The sequence below is a fragment of the Klebsiella sp. JN_Kp127 genome (genome assembly GCF_040062505.1).
Lineage (GTDB): Bacteria > Pseudomonadota > Gammaproteobacteria > Enterobacterales > Enterobacteriaceae > Klebsiella > Klebsiella quasipneumoniae.
The window spans coordinates 36,405-57,112 of record NZ_JBEAHS010000043.1; the positions used below are offsets into that span (position 1 = coordinate 36,405).

At 58.6% G+C, this 20,708-nt stretch carries 19 protein-coding genes and 4 tRNA genes; 5 read left to right on the forward strand and 18 right to left on the reverse strand.

The window, feature by feature from the left end; genetic code table 11:
* Positions 1 to 51: 51 nt before the first annotated feature.
* Genes yigB through ABLV04_RS16555 form a run of 5 tightly spaced genes read right to left on the reverse strand, consistent with a single transcriptional unit; the run spans position 52 to position 3,434 of the window.
* Positions 52 to 768 (reverse strand): 5-amino-6-(5-phospho-D-ribitylamino)uracil phosphatase YigB, encoded by a 717-nt coding sequence (gene yigB / locus ABLV04_RS16535; RefSeq protein ID WP_023291569.1) that lies wholly within the window; start codon positions 766 to 768, stop codon positions 52 to 54.
* Positions 768 to 1,670, reverse strand: coding sequence for a tyrosine recombinase XerC (gene xerC / locus ABLV04_RS16540; protein ID WP_044521758.1), 903 nt, complete (start codon positions 1,668 to 1,670; stop codon positions 768 to 770). Before xerC ends, yigB begins: the two co-directional genes overlap by 1 nt.
* Complete coding sequence (locus ABLV04_RS16545; protein ID WP_044521756.1) at positions 1,667 to 2,374, reverse strand: DUF484 domain-containing protein; 708 nt, start codon at positions 2,372 to 2,374, stop codon at positions 1,667 to 1,669. Before ABLV04_RS16545 ends, xerC begins: the two co-directional genes overlap by 4 nt.
* Positions 2,371 to 3,195: a diaminopimelate epimerase gene (gene dapF, locus ABLV04_RS16550; RefSeq protein ID WP_002883394.1), complete on the reverse strand. Its 825-nt coding sequence runs from the start codon at positions 3,193 to 3,195 to the stop codon at positions 2,371 to 2,373. Before dapF ends, ABLV04_RS16545 begins: the two co-directional genes overlap by 4 nt.
* 35 nt (positions 3,196 to 3,230) lie before the next feature.
* Entirely contained in the window at positions 3,231 to 3,434 is a 204-nt protein-coding gene (locus tag ABLV04_RS16555; RefSeq protein WP_004886794.1) for a lipoprotein, read from the reverse strand.
* A gap of 138 nt (positions 3,435 to 3,572) precedes the next feature.
* Here ABLV04_RS16555 and cyaY point away from each other — a divergent pair, with 138 nt between their 5' ends.
* Positions 3,573 to 3,893: an iron donor protein CyaY gene (cyaY, locus tag ABLV04_RS16560; protein ID WP_023291566.1), complete on the forward strand. Its 321-nt coding sequence runs from the start codon at positions 3,573 to 3,575 to the stop codon at positions 3,891 to 3,893.
* Between the two features lie 133 nt (positions 3,894 to 4,026).
* Here cyaY and cyaA read toward each other — a convergent pair whose 3' ends face one another.
* Positions 4,027 to 6,579 carry a class I adenylate cyclase gene (cyaA, locus tag ABLV04_RS16565; RefSeq protein ID WP_002883383.1) on the reverse strand — a complete coding sequence of 851 codons (2,553 nt, stop codon included), beginning with the start codon at positions 6,577 to 6,579 and terminating at the stop codon, positions 4,027 to 4,029.
* 358 nt (positions 6,580 to 6,937) lie between these two features.
* Here cyaA and hemC point away from each other — a divergent pair, with 358 nt between their 5' ends.
* From hemC to hemY, 4 genes are read left to right on the forward strand one after another with little or no spacing between them, the layout of a single operon-like run.
* Positions 6,938 to 7,879, forward strand: a complete 942-nt coding sequence (gene hemC / locus ABLV04_RS16570) for a hydroxymethylbilane synthase (protein WP_032454513.1) — start codon at positions 6,938 to 6,940, stop codon at positions 7,877 to 7,879.
* Positions 7,876 to 8,616 carry a uroporphyrinogen-III synthase gene (gene hemD / locus ABLV04_RS16575; RefSeq protein WP_147734144.1) on the forward strand — a complete coding sequence of 247 codons (741 nt, stop codon included), beginning with the start codon at positions 7,876 to 7,878 and terminating at the stop codon, positions 8,614 to 8,616. The genes hemC and hemD overlap by 4 nt, the downstream gene beginning before the upstream one ends.
* A gap of 21 nt (positions 8,617 to 8,637) precedes the next feature.
* The gene (hemX, locus tag ABLV04_RS16580) at positions 8,638 to 9,819 is read left to right on the forward strand and encodes a uroporphyrinogen-III C-methyltransferase (RefSeq protein ID WP_023291563.1); all 1,182 of its coding nucleotides are present in this window, start codon (positions 8,638 to 8,640) and stop codon (positions 9,817 to 9,819) included.
* A 3-nt stretch (positions 9,820 to 9,822) separates the two neighbouring features.
* Positions 9,823 to 11,019, forward strand: coding sequence for a protoheme IX biogenesis protein HemY (gene hemY, locus ABLV04_RS16585; protein ID WP_023291562.1), 1,197 nt, complete (start codon positions 9,823 to 9,825; stop codon positions 11,017 to 11,019).
* Positions 11,020 to 11,481: 462 nt separating this feature from the next.
* On the opposite strand, the gene ABLV04_RS16590 is transcribed toward hemY, so the two are convergent.
* The 12 genes from ABLV04_RS16590 to rfbA all read right to left on the reverse strand — a co-directional run bounded on the left by ABLV04_RS16590 (position 11,482) and on the right by rfbA (position 20,701).
* Positions 11,482 to 11,558, reverse strand: a tRNA-Pro gene (locus ABLV04_RS16590).
* Between the two features lie 42 nt (positions 11,559 to 11,600).
* A tRNA-Leu gene (locus tag ABLV04_RS16595) sits at positions 11,601 to 11,687 on the reverse strand.
* A gap of 23 nt (positions 11,688 to 11,710) precedes the next feature.
* Positions 11,711 to 11,786 (reverse strand) — tRNA-His (locus ABLV04_RS16600).
* A 55-nt stretch (positions 11,787 to 11,841) separates the two neighbouring features.
* Positions 11,842 to 11,918, reverse strand: a tRNA-Arg gene (locus tag ABLV04_RS16605).
* A gap of 102 nt (positions 11,919 to 12,020) precedes the next feature.
* The gene (locus ABLV04_RS16610; protein WP_117136957.1) at positions 12,021 to 13,406 is read right to left on the reverse strand and encodes an amino acid permease; all 1,386 of its coding nucleotides are present in this window, start codon (positions 13,404 to 13,406) and stop codon (positions 12,021 to 12,023) included.
* A gap of 206 nt (positions 13,407 to 13,612) precedes the next feature.
* Complete coding sequence (gene wecG / locus ABLV04_RS16615; protein WP_023291561.1) at positions 13,613 to 14,353, reverse strand: lipopolysaccharide N-acetylmannosaminouronosyltransferase; 741 nt, start codon at positions 14,351 to 14,353, stop codon at positions 13,613 to 13,615.
* An 11-nt stretch (positions 14,354 to 14,364) separates the two neighbouring features.
* Positions 14,365 to 15,711, reverse strand: coding sequence for an ECA oligosaccharide polymerase (gene wzyE / locus ABLV04_RS16620; protein ID WP_032454510.1), 1,347 nt, complete (start codon positions 15,709 to 15,711; stop codon positions 14,365 to 14,367).
* Positions 15,708 to 16,784, reverse strand: a complete 1,077-nt coding sequence (locus tag ABLV04_RS16625) for a TDP-N-acetylfucosamine:lipid II N-acetylfucosaminyltransferase (protein ID WP_048296403.1) — start codon at positions 16,782 to 16,784, stop codon at positions 15,708 to 15,710. The genes wzyE and ABLV04_RS16625 overlap by 4 nt, the downstream gene beginning before the upstream one ends.
* Entirely contained in the window at positions 16,781 to 18,031 is a 1,251-nt protein-coding gene (gene wzxE, locus ABLV04_RS16630) for a lipid III flippase WzxE (protein ID WP_032454508.1), read from the reverse strand. The genes ABLV04_RS16625 and wzxE overlap by 4 nt, the downstream gene beginning before the upstream one ends.
* 1 nt (position 18,032) lies before the next feature.
* A complete protein-coding gene (rffA, locus tag ABLV04_RS16635; RefSeq protein ID WP_044521751.1) occupies positions 18,033 to 19,163 on the reverse strand; it encodes a dTDP-4-amino-4,6-dideoxygalactose transaminase in 1,131 nt (376 codons plus the stop codon).
* Positions 19,164 to 19,167: 4 nt separating this feature from the next.
* Positions 19,168 to 19,842, reverse strand: a complete 675-nt coding sequence (rffC, locus tag ABLV04_RS16640; RefSeq protein WP_180266335.1) for a dTDP-4-amino-4,6-dideoxy-D-galactose acyltransferase — start codon at positions 19,840 to 19,842, stop codon at positions 19,168 to 19,170.
* Positions 19,820 to 20,701, reverse strand: a complete 882-nt coding sequence (gene rfbA / locus ABLV04_RS16645) for a glucose-1-phosphate thymidylyltransferase RfbA (protein ID WP_023291555.1) — start codon at positions 20,699 to 20,701, stop codon at positions 19,820 to 19,822. The genes rffC and rfbA overlap by 23 nt, the downstream gene beginning before the upstream one ends.
* Positions 20,702 to 20,708: the final 7 nt, after the last annotated feature.

Sequence of the window (20,708 nt, forward strand, 5' to 3'; positions counted from 1 at the left end):
AAGAGAAGGGGTTCCACGAACCCCTGTTAATATATACAGAGTGACTGGTGATTATATCAGCGAGGTCAGAGATGCCAACCGTGAAATTTCAATATGCGGCAGCAGGCGGCTGTCCGCGGTGTGCATCAGGTCCGCGCCTTGCGGTTTGATCCAGCAGGCCTGCATGCCACAGCGCAGCGATCCGGCGACGTCAGTGGTCAGGTCATCGCCGACGTGCAGAATATGCCCGAGTGGTAAGTTCAGGCGCTCCGCCGCCAGATGGTACATGTCGGCAAACGGCTTGGAGCGGCCATCCGGCCCGGCGCGCAGCACAAAGCGGAAATAGTCGCTCAGGCCGAACAGCTCTGGTCGGGCGTTGCCGTTGGTAATCGCCACCAGCGGCCACTTCTCCGCCAGCTTCGCCAGCGTATCGTGGGTCTCCTGCGGGACATCGACGCGGCTACGCCAGTGGGCGAAGTGTTCCATCGCCGCATCGGCCCCCGCTTTCGCCGCGTCGGCGGAGAGGCCGGCGTTACGCATGCCTAACTCCAGCGCACGGTGGCGCCAGACGGTCACGTCGTGATAGATCTCAGGCTCGGATGCCAGCAGCGTCTGGCGCAGCTGATTAAGCTCATGGGCGTCGAACTGGCTGAGCGACGGATGGTAGCTGCGCACAAAAGCCAGCGACTCGTGCATCGTCCGGTCAATTACCGGGCGGTTATCATAAAGGGTATCGTCCAGGTCAAACGTCAGCGCGGAAATCTGGCCCAGAGGTCGGTAAAAACGCATTATTTCCCCCGTTTTGCGCGCGGATGCGCGGCATCGTACACCGAGGCAAGGTGTTGAAAGTCGAGATGGGTATAAATTTGGGTGGTGGAGAGGTTAGCATGACCCAACAGCTCCTGCACACCGCGCAGATCGCCGCTGGACTCCAGCATATGAGTGGCAAAGGAGTGGCGAAGCTTGTGCGGATGCACATGGCTGTTCAGCCCCTGCTTAATGCCCCACTCGGCGAACCGCTTCTGTACGTTGCGCGCCGAAATGCGCTTGCCCAGTTTCGACAAAAACAGCGCGTCGTCGTCGGTACCGAACAGGCCGCGTAAATCCAGCCAGTGCTCAATCCACATCACGGCGTTGCGACCGATCGGCAAACGGCGCTCTTTGCTGCCTTTGCCCATCACCCAGACCTCGCCGCTTTCGAGATCGAGATGTTTGATATCAAGGTTGACCAGCTCGGACAAACGCAGCCCCGCGCCGTACATCACCTCCAGCATCGCCCGGTCGCGCACCGCCAGCGGATCGTTGAGATCGATATCCAGCAGCCGATTGACGTCATCGACATCGATATTTTTCGGCAGGTGACGGGGAATTTTCGGCGCGGCGATCCCTTTCGCCGGGTTGGCGCTGAGCTCGCCCTGGCCGACCAGCCAGTCGAAGAAACTGCGCAGCGCCGACAGGCGAAGCGCCAGGCTCGCCGGGCCTAACCCCGCGCGGCGACTGCGCACCGCAAAGCTTCGCACCTGAGCGGCATCGCACTGCGACCAGCTTTTCAGACCCGCCTCATCCGCCAGGGCGATCAGCGCGTCCAGCTGTCGCTGGTAATTCAGTAACGTGATCGGGCTGAGCTGGCGTTCAACGCCCAGGTGGCGCAGAAAGCGGGAGACGGCGGAGAAGAGAGGAGAATCGGTCATGCGCGTTCAATCCAGCGCTCCAGCAGGCCGGGCAGCATCTGGGCAATCTCCTGCAGCAGCTGCGTCCCCTGTCCTGGCTGATAATGCTGCGCATCGCGGCTGCTAAAGAGCATCACGCCGGGGGCATTATCGCCGCCCAGCAGCGACATCGCCACTGACCCAATGGCTTTCGCCTCCGGCAGCACCACCAGCAGCTCCGGACCGTTGAGCGGCCCAAGGTAGTGGCGCGCCTGGCCCAGACGTTGAATACGGATCGGCTCAAACGCCTGCCGGCTTAACGCCAGATGGGTAAACTTCGAAGGCGCGCCGAGGCGCCAGCTGTCAGGGAACAGGCGCACCGTGGCGCCCGCCAGCCCCAGCTCGCGCGCCCAGCGGTGAAGGCGGTTGAGCATATCGTCGAGGCTCTCCGCCGCCGCCAGCCGCGTTTGCAGCTGCAGCAGGCGCTGGAACAGGCTTTCATTGGCGACCGCCTGCTCCATCAGCAGCGACATATTCTCTTCCAGCACATGAATATGGTTACGCGCCCGCATCATATGCCACTCCACCAGCGAAATCGTACCGCGTACCGGATGCGGGACGCGGAGGTGTTCGACCTGGGCGGCATTACGAATAAAAAATTCAGGATGTTGCAACAGATAGTCCACCACGGCGCGATCGTTCAATGCGCTGGCGACCTCCTGTTGTTCTTCCCCGATTGGTTTCATAAATGAATAAATCCATCATAGACATGGGCCGCCGGGCCGGTCATAAACAGCGGCTGGCCCGGGCCTTTCCAGGCGATATCAAGACGACCGCCGGGTAATTCCACACGTACCGTTTCAGCGAGCAGCCCCTGCTGGATCCCCACCGCCACCGCGGCGCAGGCGCCGCTGCCGCAGGCCTGAGTTTCCCCTGCGCCGCGTTCGTAGACGCGCAGACGGATATGGGACCGGCCGACCACCTGCATAAAGCCGATATTGGCGCGCTCCGGAAAACGCTCATGGCTTTCCATTACCGGGCCGAGGGTTTCCACCGCCGCCGTATCCACATCATCCACCTGGATAACGCAGTGCGGGTTCCCCATGGATACCACGCCGCACAATACTGTCTGCTCGGCGGCACGCATGATATAGGTCTTTTCCGCTTTGTTGGCGCGGAACGGCACCTGGGAGGGCTCGAAGTTGGGCTCGCCCATGTTCACCCGCACCAGATCGTCTTCCGTTACGCTTAATACCATACGGCCGTTGGCCGTACTCACGCGGATGTCACGTTTATTGGTCAGGCCTTTCAGCCGGACGAAGCGTGCGAAACAGCGCGCGCCGTTGCCGCACTGCGACACTTCGCTGCCGTCGGCATTAAAGATCCGGTAATGGAAATCCAGATCCGGATCGTAGGGCGGCTCCACCACTAACAGTTGATCGAACCCGACGCCAAGGTGGCGATCCGCCAGGCGGCGAATCAGCTCCGGCGAGAAAAAAACATTCTGCGTTACCGCGTCAACGACCATAAAATCGTTGCCAAGGCCATGCATTTTAGAGAACTGCATCATCTACTCCAGTTGCGCGGAACAGAACGTTATCGTTAGTAATTGACCTGGCTCGGACCACCGGTATCGCCACGATCGTTACGATCCGGCGTTGAGCTCTGAATGCCCGGGTTAACCGGTTTGGTCGGCGGCGGCGCAGTTTTGTCAGCCGGCGGGAAATAGAGAGGCCCTTTCAGACCGCAGCCGGTCAGGCTGAAGATCGCAAACAAAACGGCAAGCGTAGGAAAAACGTTTTTCATTGATAGTTGCCCGTGATTCATTCTTTCTGCTTTCTATCATCGCAGGAGAAGGCGTAAAAGCAAGCCTTTAGCATCTGACTGCGCGCGCTTTTGTTTCGCGCTATACTGCCGCCAATCTCAAAAATGCGGGACAGAATCATGAATGACAGTGAATTTCATCGCCTTGCCGACAGCCTGTGGATGACCATCGAAGAACGCCTGGACGACTGGGACGGCGATAGCGACATCGACTGCGAAATCAACGGCGGCGTGCTGACCATCAGCTTTGAAAACGGCAGCAAAATCATTATTAACCGTCAGGAGCCGCTGCACCAGGTATGGCTGGCCGCCAAACAGGGCGGCTACCATTTCGATCTCAAAGGCGACGAGTGGATCTGCGATCGCAGCGGCGAGACCTTCTGGGATCTGCTGGAGCAGGCGGCAAGTCAGCAGGCCGGTGAGACGGTGAGATTCCGTTAATGACGTGTTTCCCGGATGGCGGCGCATCGCGCCTTATCCGGGCTACCCGACGTCTTAGAACCGTAGCCCTGCTAAGCGCAGCGCAAGCAGGGAATATCTCCGGATAGCGGCTCACGACTTATCCGGGCCAAATCTACGAGTAGCGCTGCTGCAGCACCGGCGAGGCGGTAACGTCCTGGCTGGTGGGTATCGCGGCGGCAATCGCCTGAGTGCGGAAAGGGATCACCTGGGTGCGCCCATCCACCTCGACAATCTGATAGAACTGCGGCAGGTTGAAGTTGATAAAGCTGGAGCCGTAGGTAAAACGATCGTGCGATGACGAATAGAAGCGGCTGACGTCGCGCACCAACTCCTCTTTGCTGCCCTCGCAGTGGTGATACACCTCAGCGCGGTTGCTCTCATCGAGAATATAGATGTTAAAGCCGCTGTCGTTGTTATCCGCGTCTTCAAAGAAGAACTGAATAATCCCTTCGCTGGCGAAGCCGTCCACCACCGCCGGCAGCTTAACGTGATTGGTTTCCACCTGCACCGACAGGCCGTGGAGCTTGTTGTGCGAGATAGCGCCGTAGAATTCAATGGCGTTTTCCAGCTTCTGCACCGAAACATTGAGACGCTCGAAGAACAGCCCCCAGGTCTGGCCGGAGACGCGCAGCGCTTTAAAGCGCCCGGTATCCTGGCGGGTACTGGAGAGACGCAGTTCGATGCACTCGGAGATCATCTGCTGTACGCGGGTACGGATCAGGCCGCGCAGATGTTGGCTATAGCAGAACACCTCCACGCTGTCCGGCGGCGCGGCGTCCTGATGCATTTTACCGAGGATCGTTTTCAGCGCTTCGATCATCGCCTGCTCGCCGTTGAAATGCAGGGTACGCACTTCGTTCCACGAGTTGCGATACAGCAGGTCGACGCTGCCGATCAGGCATTTTTGCTCTTCGCCGAAGCTGAAAACATCAAGCTTACGGAAATCAAAGTGCACCACCTGATTGCGGAAGGCCGCCGTCGGGTCATATTCGAGGTTGACGATAATCGCCAGGTGGCGAATTTCGCATGGGCTGTATAGCGCTTTTGGCGTCGGCGCCGGCAGGCGCAGCGGGAAGTGGTGCGACACGTCGGCCACCATCTCCTGCAGCTTCGCCAGATCGACGATGCCGTTGCCCTTAATAAACAGGCGGGTGCGTGAGGTCAGCAGGCCGTTAAACCAGGCCCAGGCCACCAGCTTATTAAGATAACGGTTATATTCCAGCGGCTGATGGCTGATGATCGATTCCATATCCGGCGCGCGGTTGTACAGATACCAACCGGTACGGTTGGCGCGACCCGGCGGCACGTGGATAAAGGTCAGATTCGGTTCCGACAGGTCCGGCGAAATTTGCGGGTTCACCAGCGTCACTTTGCCCGGCAGCGCTTCAAAAGCCGCATACAGCTTACGCGTCAGCACGCCAATATCCTGCGGACTGGCGGAGACGCTGAGGTTATTGCGCCGCGCGAAGCGGATCAGATTACGATAGCTCTGCATCATCGCATCGAGCAGTTCGTTGTGCGCCTTGCGCACTTCATCAATTTTCCAGTTCGCGCGGTTGTCGAGCATCATCAGACGCTTTTCATCCCAGCCCCACGCGTTGACCAGCTGGCTGACGACTTCGCGACGCCAGCCAACGCAGGCGCGTTCGCGGCTGAGTTTTTCACACACTTTCAGATAGAAGCAGCGGCGCACCAGGTCGAGACGGGTTTCATCTTCGATGGCCTGCAGGTAGGTGGTGACGCGCTCCAGCATCATACAGTACGGGTCGAGGCCGAAGGAGACGATCTCGCCATCGTGCAGGCGCTGTTTGATATCTTTCGCCAGCAGGCGGTTATTGGGGTATTCCCAGGAATAGGCTTCCAGCAGCAGCGTTTTCAGCACCGCTTTATAGGGGGAGTCGATACTCTTATACAGCTGCCACAGGCTGGCGCCGAAGTACTCTTCCGCCGACAGCGAACTGAGGCCGCCGAGATCGAGCCACTCGTTTGGCGTCAGCACGCCCTGGGCATACAGCCCCATGACGTAATCGTCGTAATGCTCTTCTTCATCGCACGGCACCATATTCCACAGAATACGCTTGCCGGCGAGACGGACCGCGGTGCGGTAGAACTCATCGAGCAGTAAAATATGCTGGGTCGAACCGCAGTCTTCGCCGCCGAGGCTGCCGCTTTCGTTATGGCGGAAGCGGTTTTCGTCGATCAGGAAGAAGCTGACTTCCACACCGAGCGAGGCCGCCCAGCTCTCAAGCAGGCTGCATTTTCGCTGCAGCAGCTGGCGCTCTTCGCTATCCAGCCAGGCCTGGTGACATACCCAGATGTCCAGATCGGAAGAACAGCTCTGGCCGACGGAGGAGGTACTGCCCATCGAGTAGACGCCGGTGATCGGCAGCTCGCCTTTCGGCGGCTCCTGGGTCTGCATGCCGCGATGCAGTTCCAGTTCTTCAAGATAGTGGCGTTGGGTTTCATCAGGCGTGTAGAGGCAAATGCCACGGGGAACGTTACCGTCAAGGTAACCCGGCATCAGCGGGTGATGATAATGTAATAACGTTGGCAGTAGACTGTAAACCTGCTGGAAAGCGGGTCCCATGGCAGCAAGCGCGCGATCCACGCGCAGTTGGTTGATGGCATCCAGTCTCTGTTTCAGTGTCTCAATATAGAGGTACAAGACATATCGCCTGATGTTCAAAAACCCGAGGTACAATAGTACGGAGGATTTCAGTATTTCAACAAAAACCGTCACCATTCGTCGTCGGTGTGGTTGTGAAGAGCAGCGGACAGACAAATGGTTTAAAACGTGATCAATTTAACACCTTGCTCATTGACCGTAAAGAAAGATGCGCTACATACAAGTGTAGCACCGTTTATTACCTGTAAATTCCTCACTACGCCTCCGGCAACCGCCCACGCGCATGAAAGGTTAAAAAAGAGTGGGCCGGAGCTATCTCCCACATAAACCGTGAAAACTAACATCCGTAAGACAACAATGTTAGGATGGTTAGTGGTCGACAATGACGGTAACAAGCATGTTAGACAAAGTTTTGAAAATTGCCACACGGCAAAGCCCGCTTGCGCTATGGCAGGCGCAATATGTTAAAGCGCGCCTGGAACAAGCGCATCCCGGACTGAAGGTCGAGCTGGTGCCGATGGTCACTCGCGGGGATGTCATCCTTGATACTCCCCTGGCAAAGGTGGGTGGCAAGGGCTTATTTGTGAAAGAGTTAGAGCTTGCCATGCTCGAAGGGCGCGCCGATATCGCCGTTCATTCGATGAAAGATGTGCCGGTGGAATTCCCGGAGGGGCTGGGGCTGGTGACTATCTGCGAGCGCGACGATCCGCGCGACGCGTTTGTCTCCAATCGCTATGCCTCGATTGATGAACTCCCGGCCGGCAGCGTCGTTGGCACGTCAAGTTTACGCCGTCAGTGCCAGCTGGCCGCCACCCGTCCGGATCTGGTGATCCGCTCTCTGCGCGGTAACGTCGGTACCCGACTGAGTAAGCTGGATAACGGCGAGTATGACGCCATCATCCTCGCCGCCGCCGGCCTGAAGCGCCTGCAGCTCGAGGCGCGAATTCGCCAGCCGCTGTCGCCTGAGCAATCTCTGCCGGCGGTCGGCCAGGGCGCGGTGGGCATCGAATGCCGTCTCGACGATGCATGGACCCAGGGGCTGTTAGCGCCTCTCAACCATACGGAAACGGCAGTGCGCGTGCGCGCCGAGCGGGCGATGAACACGCGTCTCGAAGGCGGCTGTCAGGTGCCGATTGGTAGCTATGCGGAACTGAAAGACGGTGAACTGTGGCTGCGGGCGCTGGTTGGAGCCCCGGATGGTTCGCAGATGGTACGCGGCGAACGGCGCGGGCCAGCAGAGCAGGCCGAAGCGCTTGGCATCTCGCTGGCGGAAGAGCTCCTGGATAACGGCGCCCGCGATATTCTCGCGGCAGTTTATGATGGAGAAGCCCCACGATGAGCATCCTGGTCACTCGTCCACTACCGCAAGGAGAAGCGCTGGTCAGCCGTCTGCGGGCCATGGGACGCGTGGCCTGGAGCTTTCCGCTGCTAGAATTTACGCCCGGTCGGGAGCTTCCCGCGCTGGGCGACGCGCTTGCCCGCCTGGGGCCTGACGATCTGCTGTTCGCGCTGTCCCAGCATGCGGTGGAGTTCGCCCATGCCCGTCTGCAGCAACAGGGTATGCCTTGGCCCACTTCCCCGCGTTATTTTGCCATTGGCCGCACGACGGCGCTGGCCCTGCATACGGTCAGCGGGCAGCACATCCATTACCCGTTAGATCGGGAAATTAGCGAAGTCTTGCTACAATTACCTGAATTACAAAACATTGCCGGGAAGAATGCGCTGATCTTACGCGGCAATGGTGGGCGGGAACTCTTAGGCGCGACGCTGACCGAGCGCGGCGCCAGGGTCACATTTTGTGAATGTTATCAACGTAGTGCAAAGCATTACGATGGCGCAGAAGAAGCGATGCGCTGGCAATCTCGCGGGGTCACCACGCTGGTGGTCACCAGCGGCGAGATGCTGCAGCAGCTATGGTCGTTAATACCGCAATGGTATCGCGAACGGTGGCTCCTGCACTGCCGCGTTGTCGTTGTCAGCGAACGTCTGGCCCTTCAGGCCCGGGAGCTGGGCTGGCAGGAGATTCAGGTTGCCGATAGCGCCGACAACGATGCGCTGCTACGCGCATTACAATAACTCTCAACATTGGAAGCCATAATGACGGAACAACAAAATCAATCCGCCGTGGTTGAAGAGACCAGGGAGGCCGTGGAGACCACACCACAGCCAGAGAACACTGATAAGAAGAAGGCTGGCAACAAAACCAGCCTGGCGCTCAGCGCGATCGCTATCGCCATTGCGATAGCCGCCGGTATCGGCCTGTATGGCCTGAACAAACAGCAGGCCTCGCGTCAAAACGAAACCACCTCTGAATTATCAAGCCAGGTCGCGGCGCTGCAGAAAGCGCAGGAGAGCCAAAAAAGCGAACTGGAAGGCATTATCAAACAGCAGGCCGAGCAGCTAAACGAAGCCAAACATCAGCAGGAGACGCTGGCCAAACAGCTGGACGAAGTCCAGCAAAAAGTGGCGGTCATTTCCGGTAGCGACGCCAAAACCTGGCTGCTGGCCCAGGCCGACTTCCTCGTCAAGCTGGCGGGACGTAAGCTGTGGAGCGATCAGGATGTCACCACCGCCGCCGCGCTGCTGAAAAGCGCCGACGCCAGCCTCGCCGACATGAATGACCCAAGCCTGATCGGCGCCCGCCGGGCGATCACCGACGATATCGCCACCCTCTCCGCGGTAAACCAGGTCGACTACGACGGCATGATCCTCAAGGTTAATCAGCTGGCGAACCAAATCGATAACCTGCGGCTGGCGGATAATAACGATGACGATTCGCCGATGGATTCTGATAGCGATGAGCTCTCCAGCTCCATCAGCGAATGGCGCGTCAATCTGCAGAAAAGCTGGCAGAATTTTATGGACAGTTTTATCACCGTGCGCCGCCGCGATGAAACGGCGGTCCCGCTGCTGGCGCCGAATCAGGATATCTATCTGCGGGAAAATATTCGCTCTCGCCTGCTGGTCGCCGCGCAGGCAGTGCCGCGCCATCAGGAAGAGACCTGGAAACAGTCGCTGGATAACGTCTCGACCTGGGTACGCGCCTATTACGATACCGATGACGCCACCACTAAAGCCTTCCTTGAAGAGGTGGATAAGCTCAGTCAGCAAAGCATTACTATGACGGTGCCGGAAACGCTGCAGAGCCAGGCGTTGCTGGAAAAACTGATGCAGACCCGGGTGCGTAATCTGATGGCGCAGCCTGCCGTTTCCGCAGGCGGCGCGCCCTCGCCTGCACCTGCAGCACCGGCCGCCCCCGCTGCGCCGCAAGGAGAGTAACGCATGCTGAAAATTCTTTTACTCTTCGCACTGTTGATCGCCGGGATCGTGCTTGGCCCGATGATCGCCGGGCATCAGGGCTACGTCCTGATCCAGACCGATAATTACAATATCGAGACCAGCGTGACCGGGCTGGTGATCATCCTGATCCTCGCCATGGTGGTGCTGTTCGCCATTGAATGGCTGCTGCGCCGTATTTTCCGCACCGGGGCGCATACGCGCGGCTGGTTTGTCGGCCGTAAACGCCGTCGCGCGCGTAAGCAAACCGAGCAGGCGCTGCTTAAGCTGGCGGAAGGTGATTACCAGCAGGTTGAGAAGCTGATGGCGAAAAACGCCGATCACGCCGAACAGCCGGTGGTGAACTATCTGCTGGCGGCGGAAGCGGCCCAGCAGCGCGGCGATGAAGCGCGGGCTAACCAGCATCTGGAGCGCGCCACCGACCTGGCGGGCGATGACCTGATCCCGGTGGAAATCACCCGCGTTCGCCTGCAGCTGGCGCGCAATGAAAATCACGCCGCGCGCCATGGCATCGATAAGCTACTGGAAATCACCCCGCGTCATCCGGAAGTGCTGCGCCTCGCCGAACAGGCTTATACCCGTACCGGCGCCTGGCAGTCGCTGCTGGATATCATTCCGTCGATGGCGAAAGCTAACGTCGGCGATGAAGAGCACCGCGCCGCGCTGGAACAGCTGGCATGGGTTGGCCTGATGGACAAAGCGCTGGCCGACGGCGGCAGCGAGGGGCTGCGCGAATGGTGGCGCAACCAGAGCCGTAAAACGCGGGCGCTGGTACCGCTGCAGGTGGCGATGGCCGAGCGCCTCATCGAGAGCGACGATCACGATACCGCGCAGCAAATTATTATTGATGGTCTGAAGAAACAGTATGACGACCGTCTGGTGATGCCGATCCCGCGCCTGAAGACCAATAACCCGGAACAGCTGGAGAAAGTACTGCGCCAGCAGATCAAAGCCGTTGGCGATCGTCCGCTGCTGTGGAGCACCCTGGGCCAGTCGCTGATGCGGCACGGCGAATGGCAGGAGGCCAGCATCGCCTTCCGCGCCGCGCTTAAGCAGCGTCCGGATGCCTTTGATTACGCCTGGCTGGCGGATGCTCTGGATCGCCTCCATCAACCGGAGGAAGCGGCCACCATGCGCCGCGATGGTCTGCTGCTGACGTTGCAGAATAACCCTCAGCAATAACCTCACCTGGCTATCGCCTCCTGCGGGGCGATAGCCCTTCTCCCCCGCCTTCCCGTTGACGCTCCCCCTGAAAGAAAAAAACGCCTGCGCTGAAATCAGGGCAGGCGTTAAAACAGGTCTGTTTGACAACAAATTGGGTGCTTCACTCAACGTAATGTCCATGGTGTTTGATGAGGCATAAATGCGACATCTGTCAGTGGACGATAAGCACCGTAAGAACGGCTCTGCATCATTCCGGAGTTTATGAGGCACAAAGGCGAACATAAGAGATGGAATGAGCATCTACCCGATTATTATCGCACAGGATCCAGGGAAATTGCATCTACCACAGTGATGAATTGAGAGTTTTCCTGACACGTATTCTTAAGCAAAGAGAAGATTTTTTATCAGCAAGATCAGGGGAATAAGTCATGGCAGGAAGTCACAGAAAACAAAAAACCCCGCCGAAGCGGGGTTCAAAATTGGTCGGCGAGAGAGGATTCGAACCTCCGACCCACTGGTCCCAAACCAGTTGCGCTACCAAGCTGCGCTACTCGCCGAAATACTGCTTTTTGAATTTTTAGTTCAATTCGTTAAAGTCGTGGTGCGAGGGGGGGGACTTGAACCCCCACGTCCGTAAGAACACTAACACCTGAAGCTAGCGCGTCTACCAATTCCGCCACCTTCGCAAATTCACAACTCTATCAAATAATGGGGTGGCTAATGGGATTCGAACCCACGACAACTGGAATCACAATCCAGGGCTCTACCAACTGAGCTATAGCCACCACTGCAAACCTTTTACGCGGTATTAAAACCACCGCAGCTCCAGCACCGGGTTAATGGTGCGCCCGACAGGATTCGAACCTGAGACCTCTGCCTCCGGAGGGCAGCGCTCTATCCAGCTGAGCTACGGGCGCTTAGCGCCGTTGCGGGGTCGGATAATACGGACTTCCTCCCCCGCTGTCTAGTGCCTTTTAAAAGAAAATTATCGTTTGCTCATGCTTTGTTCGTTTTGGCGCTTATTCAGCCGTATTATTGACTTGCCCCTGCCTTCCAAGGCCAAACACCTTATAAATCAGGGTAACGACAGCAAGGAAAATAATGCCGACAAAGAGCGACATCCGGGTTTCATCATTCAGCCCCATCCCGATCAGCACGCAGATCAGGAAAGCCATGGTGAAATAGTTGGCCCACGGAAACAGCAGCGAACGGAACGGATGGCTGGCTATCGCTGCCCGATGTACGCGACGGAAACGCAGCTGACTAATCAGGATCACAAACCAGGGCACCATCCCCGGCAGGACGCTGGCGCTATAGACATAGACAAACACCCGTTGCGGATTAGGAATGATGTAATTCAGGCAGGAGCCTACCAGCAGGATCAGAATAGACAGCGCCACGCCGACGGCCGGAACGCCGTTGCGCGATACCTTACCGATCGCCGCCGGCAGCTGACGGTTCTTCGCCAGGGCGTACAGCATACGTCCGCAGCTGTACATCCCGCTGTTGCAGCCGGAAAGCGCCGCCGTCAGCACCACAAAGTTGATAATCCCCGCCGCGGCGGTAATACCGATTTTGGCAAACGTCAGTACGAACGGGCTGCCGTTGGAGCCGATTTGATCCCATGGGAAGATGGTGACGATAACGAAAATCGCGCCGACGTAGAAAATCAGGATCCGCCACAGCACTTTGCCCACCGCGCTGCGCAGTGTGACCTGCGGATTTTTCGCTTCACCAGCGGTAATGCCGATGAGCTCCACGCCCTGATAGGACGCGACCACGATACACAGCGCCGTCAGGAAGCCCTTCCAGCCGCCGGCAAAGAAGCCGCCATGTTCGGTCAGGTTGCCAAAACCGATGGAGTGGCCGCCGTTGCCAAAGCCGAAGAAAATGACGCCCAGGCCCACGACGATCATCACGATAATGGTGGTCACTTTAATCATGGCGAACCAGAACTCGATTTCACCGTACAGCCGGACCGCCGCGAGGTTAGCCAGCGCCACCAGCCCCACGGCAATTAACGCCGGGATCCACTGCGCCATCTCCGGGAACCAGAACTGCACATAGACGCCGATGGCGGTAATCTCAGAGATGCCCACCGCCATCCACATAAACCAGTACGACCAGGCGGTCAGGTAGCCGAAGAAGGGGCTCATATAGCGATGCGCATACACCGCGAAGGAGCCGGTGACGGGCTCAAGGAACAGCATTTCGCCCATTGAGCGCATAATGAAAAAGACGAACAGGCCAGCGATAATGTACGCCAGCAGCACGGAAGGCCCAGCCCACTTCAGGGTACTGGCCGCCCCCATAAACAACCCCACGCCAATCGTCCCCCCAAGGGCGATCAGTTCAATATGCCGGGCCTCCAGTCCACGCTGGAGCTCCGCTTTTTTCTCAGTCATATATCCTCTTGTGTTTGCCGTATTCCGGGTACTCCCGGTTATTGTTATTAACTGAACTCATAGCCTTGCCGACGCGCAGGTCTCCCCCCGCGCGTATGAAGCCTGCGAATGGTTAATGAATTTTATGGAAATGGCAAATAAAGTATCAGGCGAGTAAAGACATTAAACAGAAAATGGATACAAACTCGCCAGAATGCAGAGGAATATTAGAGTTTATTGGTGTAATGCCAACGTAAATATCGTAGCAGTCGGGCCTGCCTTTTAATCCGGCTCGGCTGGGAAACCAGGCGGTAAAACCACTCCAGCCCCAGATCCTGCCAGAACTTCGGCGCCCGATGAACGTGCCCGGTGAAAACATCGTAAGTGCCGCCGACGCCCATATACAGCGCGTGCGGGTACAGGCGCCGACAGTCGCGCATAAAGATCTCCTGACGCGGGGACCCCATGGCGACGGTGACGATTTTCGCCCCGCTGTCGCGAATGCGTTCGAACAATGCCTGCCGTTGCTCAGGCGCAAAATAGCCGTCCTGGCTGCCGACGATATTCACCTGCCAGCGCTGGCGCAGGCTGGACGCCGTCTGCGCCAGGACTTCAGGTTTACCGCCGACCAAAAACACCGGAGTGCCTTCAGCGCCGGCGCGCTGCATTAACGCTTCCCAGAGATCGGCTCCCGCCACGCGGGACACCTGGGCCTGCGGATATTTTTTACGCAGCGAACGTACCACGCTGATGCCATCCGCATATTTAAACTCCGCCGCCTCAATCAGCGCCCGCACCTCGGGGTTATCCTCTACGGCCAGCATTTTCTCGGCATTAATCGCCACCAACGTCCCCTCCCGGAGAACGCCGTCGGCATATAAATAATCCAGAGCGTGCTGCATATCGCGCCAGCCTATGAGCTGCAGCCCTCTTAACAGGTACAACGGCGCGGAAATGGTCCCAGTCATGTCCATCCTTCTCAGACTTGCGGTTGCGAAAGCGGTTTTACGCGCTTATGAATCAGTCCCACGCTATCCAGGAACCAGTACAGCAGTTTCGCCGCCAGCAAGCAGATACCAAAGATCACGAGGAAAAACACCACGCGGGAGCCGAACGAATCCAGCCCCTCGCGCGCCAGCACTATCATGTTGAAGATAGCGCCGAAACAGAAACTATGCAGGATTGCCGCTTTATAGCGATTGCTCTCCCGGTTGCCGAGCTCATACAGCCAGTCGAACCATTTAATAATCAACCCGACCGCCACAGCGCCCAGCGGCACAAACCAGACGCCGCCCATCACCACCAGCGAGCCAATCAGCGTCGGCGAAATCGCCAGCCCCGAATGGTTGTTTAACACTTCCCAGGTGAAGTAGTTGGCGGTATTGAGCACCATCGTCGGACGACCGTGCCACATCCAGCTGGGGATAAAGACGTAGAAGTCGCGGATCATCGGCGCCAGCCCCTGGAAATCGATCTTGTCATAGTTTTGCAGCAGCAGCGCCAGGTTCTCCCACGGCGAGAAGGTATCGCGTGTGAGATAGAGGAAGGTATAAAACGCTTCGTCGCCGCTGACGTTCATCCCGTAGCGCTTCAGCGCCAGCCAGAACATGCCGACGATGCCCAGCACGCCCGCCGCAGCCAGCATCCACAAGCTGATCCAGCCGCGAATAATGCCGATAAACAGGAAGATGGCGAAGGCGATGATGATATTGGCGCGAGTCCCGCCGACGATAGCGTAGGTCAGCAGACCAAAGGCCACGGTGCTGACGAGGAAGAAAATCCACGCCTTATAATCCTGGCGCAGGAAATAGACCACCAGCATCGCCGGGATAAAGAAGTAGAAGAAGCGCTTCAACGCCACGCCGGAGACTTCAGCAGAGAAAATCTGGCTGTAGGAGTTGAGCTTAAACAGCAGGAAACCATTGTGGGCGAAGAAGATGCCGACGCACAGCAGCGCCAGCCCCATCAGTATGCCCCACGCCAGATGGGTTTCCACCCGGTTCATGGTAAACAGCGGCCGACGCGTAACCTCACGCGATGCCGGACGCAGCCGCGTTTTATAGGTCACGTAGTAGATCGCGTAGAAGCACACCGCGATCAGCAGCGTCTGCAGCAAAATCTCCGGCGGCGCCACGCTGACGTCAAAGCGGAACACCAGAATACTGGTCAGCGGGAAACCGAAGAAAAAGGTCAGCAGAAACAGCAACGAGAAAAAGACGTTGAAGTTGAAGCGTACCCGACGGAACTCAAACCAGGTGGCGGTGGCGATAAACAGCGTCGACAGCAGCCAGACCACCAGCAGCCCGCTAAATTGCATTAACGTCATGCCTGCCCCTCCGCCGCTAACCGTAGCGCCCGCTGCCAGCCCGTCAGATAGTTCGGCCGGAAGAAAGCGATACCCGACTTATCCACGCTCGCCAGCTGGCGCTGCGCTTCGCGCACCACGCTGACGTCCAGCGCATCGCTGGTGAACAGCACCGGCACATGCTGCTCGGTCATATCCTGCCAGAACGGGTTTTCGCGGTTGAGCACGCAGGGAATGCCCGCCTGAATCAACAGGCACAGGGTGCCGATCCCCTGCTGACGCGCAAACAGGAAATAGCCCAGATCGCAGCGGCGCAGCAGCGCCAGATAATCATGAAACTCAAGCTTCTCGCTGAGGATCTGCAGATGCTCGCGACTAAACAGCGCCGCCCCCGCCTCACGAACCTCATTGATATAGGCCTCGTTATTCGCCGGATAGCCCATCGGCACGATGACGTTTACCGTATCGCCAAACTGCTGATGGATAGCCTTCAGCGCGGCAATATGTTCATTGCTGCGATCCCCGGAGTTGCCCACCAGAATGGTCAGCGTGTCGCCGCGCGGCGCGTTTTCGGCCAGGGTATTCAGCGCCGGATCCATACGGGTCGGGAAGTAGAGCAGTTCGCCCGGAACGCGCGGATGGCGGTTAGCGAACCAGCTAAGATCGCCGCGGGTGGCGAAAACGCGCCCTACCCGCCCCTGCGCCAGGCGGCGCAGCGGATAGAACAGGCGGAACTTCAGGCTGGTCGCGTTTTCATACAGATCCGCCCCCCAGATATGCCAGTTAAACTGCGATGGGCGAATACCGCCGCTCAACAGCGCCAGCCACAGGCCGGTATTGAACTGGCCGTGGAAGAAAAAGCGCTGCTGACGGTTGGCTTTGGCTTGCGCAATCACCGCCTGCGCCAGCGACTTCTTCCCCGGATAGCAGGTGATGTCCAGCGCCGGATACCCATCACGCACGCTGGCCTCATCACCGACGACCATAAATCTCCTGGCCTGCGGATCGGCGGCCAGTTCGTCGTTAAAGAACCGCAGTACGGTCTGGTTATGATGCGGGATATCCGATCCCAGTACATGTATCAGTGCTGTCATGCCCGTTTACGCCAGAGTAAAAACACGCCACTACAAAGGGCGAAATAAACAATATAAGTGGCCATATACGCCTGCGCCGCGCCAACCGCGCCGTGCGCCGGTATAAGCCAGTGTGAGAATGCGGTCAGCAGCGTGAACTGGCTGATTTCCGTCAGAATATAAAAACGCAGCGACGCTTTAGCGATCACCAGATAGCCATAGACGTAGGCGCCTACTTTTAAAACGTCGCCCACCAGCTGCCAGGCGAACAGGTCACGCATCGCGGTAAAGCGATCGGAAAACAGCAACCAGATGGCAAAATCGCGCAGCAGCCAGACCGTCAGGCTCGCCGCCGCCACTGCCGGCAGGACGAATTTCAGCGACTTGACTATCTCGCGGGTGATATCCGTTTTGGCGCTCAGCCGCGACAGCGTCGGCAGGAGATAGACGCTGAACGAGGCGGTAATAAACTGCAGATAGGCATCGGAGATACTGCTCACCCCCTGCCAGATACCGACCGCCTCCCAGCCATAATGCGCCGCCAGCAGATTACGCATCATCACATAAGCCACCGGCAGGGTCACTGAGGTTATCAGCGCCATCAGGGTAAATTTCGATAGCTGTCCCGCCAGACCGTTATCCCAGCGCGGACGCAGGGCGCTCAGCGGAATATTACCCCGCCGCCAGAGCATGATGCCCGCCGGGATCACCACCAGCGCCGGCACTAACGCCAGCCCCAGCAGCGCCCCCTGGTAACCACCGAAGTAGTAACAGGCATAATAGGCCGCCACGCCAATCAGGCTGCCGGCAATCAGCGAGAAGGCGTTTCCCGCCGCATCGCGAAAGCCTTTCATCAGCGCCAGCAGGAAGTTCGCCCAGGCGATCCCCATCTGCACCAGCGCCACCAGCCGTACCAGATTCTGATAATGAGTATGACCGAACAGCCCCTGGCTTATCGGCGCCGCCGCCAGTAAAAACACCAGCGCCAGCAGCGTGGAAAAGCCAAGCACCATCGCCGACGAGGTGCCCACCACCTGCTTCAGGCGCGGGGGATCGTCGTGATGCTGAGCCACCAGCTTCGTGACGCCGTTAAATATCCCGGCCCCGGCCAGCACGCCGAGCACGGTGACCAGTTGCCGGAAGTTACCGGCCTGACCAACGCCCGCGGGCCCAAACGAGACGGCCAGCAGCTTGACGACCAACAGCCCGGCGCCGATTTTGACCAGCGTCGAGGCCGCCGTCCACAATGAGGCTTTTGCTAACGACATATCAGGAGAAGTAGCTCAGCAGCGAGTTAATCACCGTCCGCTGGTTCACCACAGACAGATTGTAAAACAGCGGCAGGCGCACCAGGCGCTCGCTCTCCTGGGTGGTATAGCGGTCTTCACCGTGGAATTCGCCGAAGTGTTCGCCTGCCGGACAGCTGTGCAGGGGAATGTAATGGAATACCGCGAGGATCTCCGCCTCTTTCAGCCAGGCGATAAGCCTGCTGCGATCCTCGATATCGCGCAGCTTAATGTAGAACATGTGCGCGTTTTGCCCGCAGTCAGCCGGGACCGTCGGCAGTTCAATACGTCCCGCGCGGGCCAGCGGCAGCAGCGCGTCATAGTAATTCTGCCACAGCGCCAGACGCTGCTGGTTGATGCGCTCCGCCGCTTCCAGCTGCGCCCACAGATAGGCGGCCTGCAGGTCGGACATCAGATAGCTGGAGCCAATGTCCCGCCAGGTATATTTATCCACTAGGCCACGAAAGAACTGGCTGCGGTTGGTGCCTTTTTCGCGAATGATCTCCGCACGTTCCACCAGCGTGCGATCGTTGATCAGCGTCGCCCCGCCCTCACCGCCGGCGGTGTAGTTTTTAGTTTCATGGAAGCTGAAGCAGCCGATATGGCCGATGGTGCCCAGCGCGCGCCCCTTGTAGGTGGACATCACCCCCTGCGCGGCGTCTTCCACCACGAACAGGTTGTACTTGTCGGCGATGGCCATGATGGTATCCATCTCGCAGGCTACGCCGGCATAGTGCACCGGGACGATCGCCCGGGTTTTATCGGTGATAGCGGCTTCGATTAACGTTTCATCGATATTCATCGTATCGCGACGGATATCGACGAAGACGATTTTCGCCCCGCGCAGCACAAAGGCATTGGCGGTGGAGACAAAGGTATAGCTGGGCATAATCACTTCGTCGCCCGGCTGGATATCCAGCAGCAGCGCGGCCATCTCCAGCGAAGCCGTGCAGGAAGGGGTTAGCAGGGCTTTTGCCGTGCCAAAACGCTGCTCCATCCACTGCTGGCAGCGGCGCGTAAAGCCGCCGTCGCCGCACAGCTTGCCGCTGTTCATCGCAGACTGCATGTAATCAAGCTCGGTTCCAACCACCGGCGGCGCGTTAAATGGGATCATGGGGTCACCTGTATAGCCAGTAGGCGGTGCTTTCCACATTAGCACCGCTGAGAATATAACGTTTAAGCGCGGCGGTGTTGCCCATCTGGGTCGCCACCCGCAGTGTAGAAAGTCCGCGCGAAGCGGCCCAGTACCGCGCCGCCTGCATCAGCTGCGCCCCGGCGCCGCGTCCGGCCAGCAGGCCGATACGCGCCTCGGTGGCATTGAGCTGGCGCAGGGAGACAAAGGCGCGAATATCGCCCTCTGGATGGCGGTAAATCAGGCACTGATGATCGAAGGTGCCGCGCACCGCATTTTCAATCCACTGGGCATAGAAACGGCCGCTGGCGTCGGCAGCATACCAGGGCGCGCGAAAGCGGCTCATCGCAAAGGCCTGCGCCGCCTGCTCGCGCAGTGGCGCAATATCCGCCTCCACGGCGACGTCGGCGCCCGCATCCGCAGGGTTGCCCACCGGTAGCGTCAGATCGACCTCGCCTTCCACCAGCTGAAAACCCAGCTGCTGCAGCGCGTCGAGCCGGACGGTGTCGCTGGCGGCTACCTTCGCCTGCACTCGCGACCACCCCGCCAGCGCCTCAGGCGTCAGCCGCGGCGCATGCTCGTCAAAGTGAACGACGGCGCTGTTAACGGCAAAGAAGCGGTTCTCCCACTCCAGGGGATCAATACTGGCGCGGACGGGCACGGAGCAGATCCAGCAGATATTGGCCGTAGCCGGTTTTTTCCAACCGCTTCGCCGCGTGTTTGACACCGTCGTCGTCCAGCCAGCCGTTGCGCCAGCCGATCTCTTCCAGACAGGCGATTTTGAAGCCCTGACGCTTCTCGACGGTCTGCACGAACATGCTGGCCTCGATCAGGCTATCGTGGGTGCCGGTATCCAGCCACGCAAAGCCGCGTCCAAGCAGTTCGACGGTCAATGCGCCATCTTCAAGGTACATCTGGTTGATAGAGGTGATTTCCAGTTCGCCGCGCTCGGATGGCTTGACCCGTTTGGCGTACTCCGCCACCTTGCCATCGTAGAAATAGAGACCGGTGACCGCCCAGTTCGACTTCGGCTGCTTCGGCTTCTCTTCCAGCGACAGCGCGCGAAAGTTGTCATCAAACTCCACCACGCCAAAGCGCTCAGGATCCATCACCTGATAGCCAAAAATCGTCGCCCCTTCCGTGCGGGCAGCCACGCTGCGCAGCTTGGGGCTGAAGCTCTGGCCGAAGAAGATGTTGTCGCCTAACACCAGGCACGCCGGTTCGCCGTTAAGAAAGGCTTCGCCGATGATAAACGCCTGGGCTAAACCATCCGGCGTCGGCTGTACGGCATAGTGCAGCGCAATGCCAAACTCTGAGCCATCGCCGAGCAGGCGCTGGAAATCGCGCAGATCGTCCGGCGTGGTGATGATCAGGATCTCACGGATCCCGGCCAGCATTAATACCGACAGCGGGTAGTAGATCATCGGCTTATCGTAGATCGGCAACAGCTGCTTCGACACGCCGCGGGTGATGGGATGCAGTCGCGTTCCGGAACCCCCCGCCAGAATAATACCTTTCATCATTCCC

Excerpts from the sequence above, each read along its gene's own strand:
- yigB (WP_023291569.1), bottom strand. The coding sequence starts at position 768 with ATGCGTTTTTACCGACCTCTGGGCCAGATTTCCGCGCTGACGTTTGAC.
- xerC (WP_044521758.1), bottom strand. The coding sequence starts at position 1,670 with ATGACCGATTCTCCTCTCTTCTCCGCCGTCTCCCGCTTTCTGCGCCAC.
- ABLV04_RS16545 (WP_044521756.1), bottom strand. The coding sequence starts at position 2,374 with ATGAAACCAATCGGGGAAGAACAACAGGAGGTCGCCAGCGCATTGAAC.
- dapF (WP_002883394.1), bottom strand. The coding sequence starts at position 3,195 with ATGCAGTTCTCTAAAATGCATGGCCTTGGCAACGATTTTATGGTCGTT.
- ABLV04_RS16555 (WP_004886794.1), bottom strand. The coding sequence starts at position 3,434 with ATGAAAAACGTTTTTCCTACGCTTGCCGTTTTGTTTGCGATCTTCAGC.
- cyaY (WP_023291566.1), top strand. The coding sequence starts at position 3,573 with ATGAATGACAGTGAATTTCATCGCCTTGCCGACAGCCTGTGGATGACC.
- hemC (WP_032454513.1), top strand. The coding sequence starts at position 6,938 with ATGTTAGACAAAGTTTTGAAAATTGCCACACGGCAAAGCCCGCTTGCG.
- hemD (WP_147734144.1), top strand. The coding sequence starts at position 7,876 with ATGAGCATCCTGGTCACTCGTCCACTACCGCAAGGAGAAGCGCTGGTC.
- hemX (WP_023291563.1), top strand. The coding sequence starts at position 8,638 with ATGACGGAACAACAAAATCAATCCGCCGTGGTTGAAGAGACCAGGGAG.
- hemY (WP_023291562.1), top strand. The coding sequence starts at position 9,823 with ATGCTGAAAATTCTTTTACTCTTCGCACTGTTGATCGCCGGGATCGTG.
- ABLV04_RS16610 (WP_117136957.1), bottom strand. The coding sequence starts at position 13,406 with ATGACTGAGAAAAAAGCGGAGCTCCAGCGTGGACTGGAGGCCCGGCAT.
- wecG (WP_023291561.1), bottom strand. The coding sequence starts at position 14,353 with ATGACTGGGACCATTTCCGCGCCGTTGTACCTGTTAAGAGGGCTGCAG.
- wzyE (WP_032454510.1), bottom strand. The coding sequence starts at position 15,711 with ATGACGTTAATGCAATTTAGCGGGCTGCTGGTGGTCTGGCTGCTGTCG.
- ABLV04_RS16625 (WP_048296403.1), bottom strand. The coding sequence starts at position 16,784 with ATGACAGCACTGATACATGTACTGGGATCGGATATCCCGCATCATAAC.
- wzxE (WP_032454508.1), bottom strand. The coding sequence starts at position 18,031 with ATGTCGTTAGCAAAAGCCTCATTGTGGACGGCGGCCTCGACGCTGGTC.
- rffA (WP_044521751.1), bottom strand. The coding sequence starts at position 19,163 with ATGATCCCATTTAACGCGCCGCCGGTGGTTGGAACCGAGCTTGATTAC.
- rfbA (WP_023291555.1), bottom strand. The coding sequence starts at position 20,701 with ATGAAAGGTATTATTCTGGCGGGGGGTTCCGGAACGCGACTGCATCCC.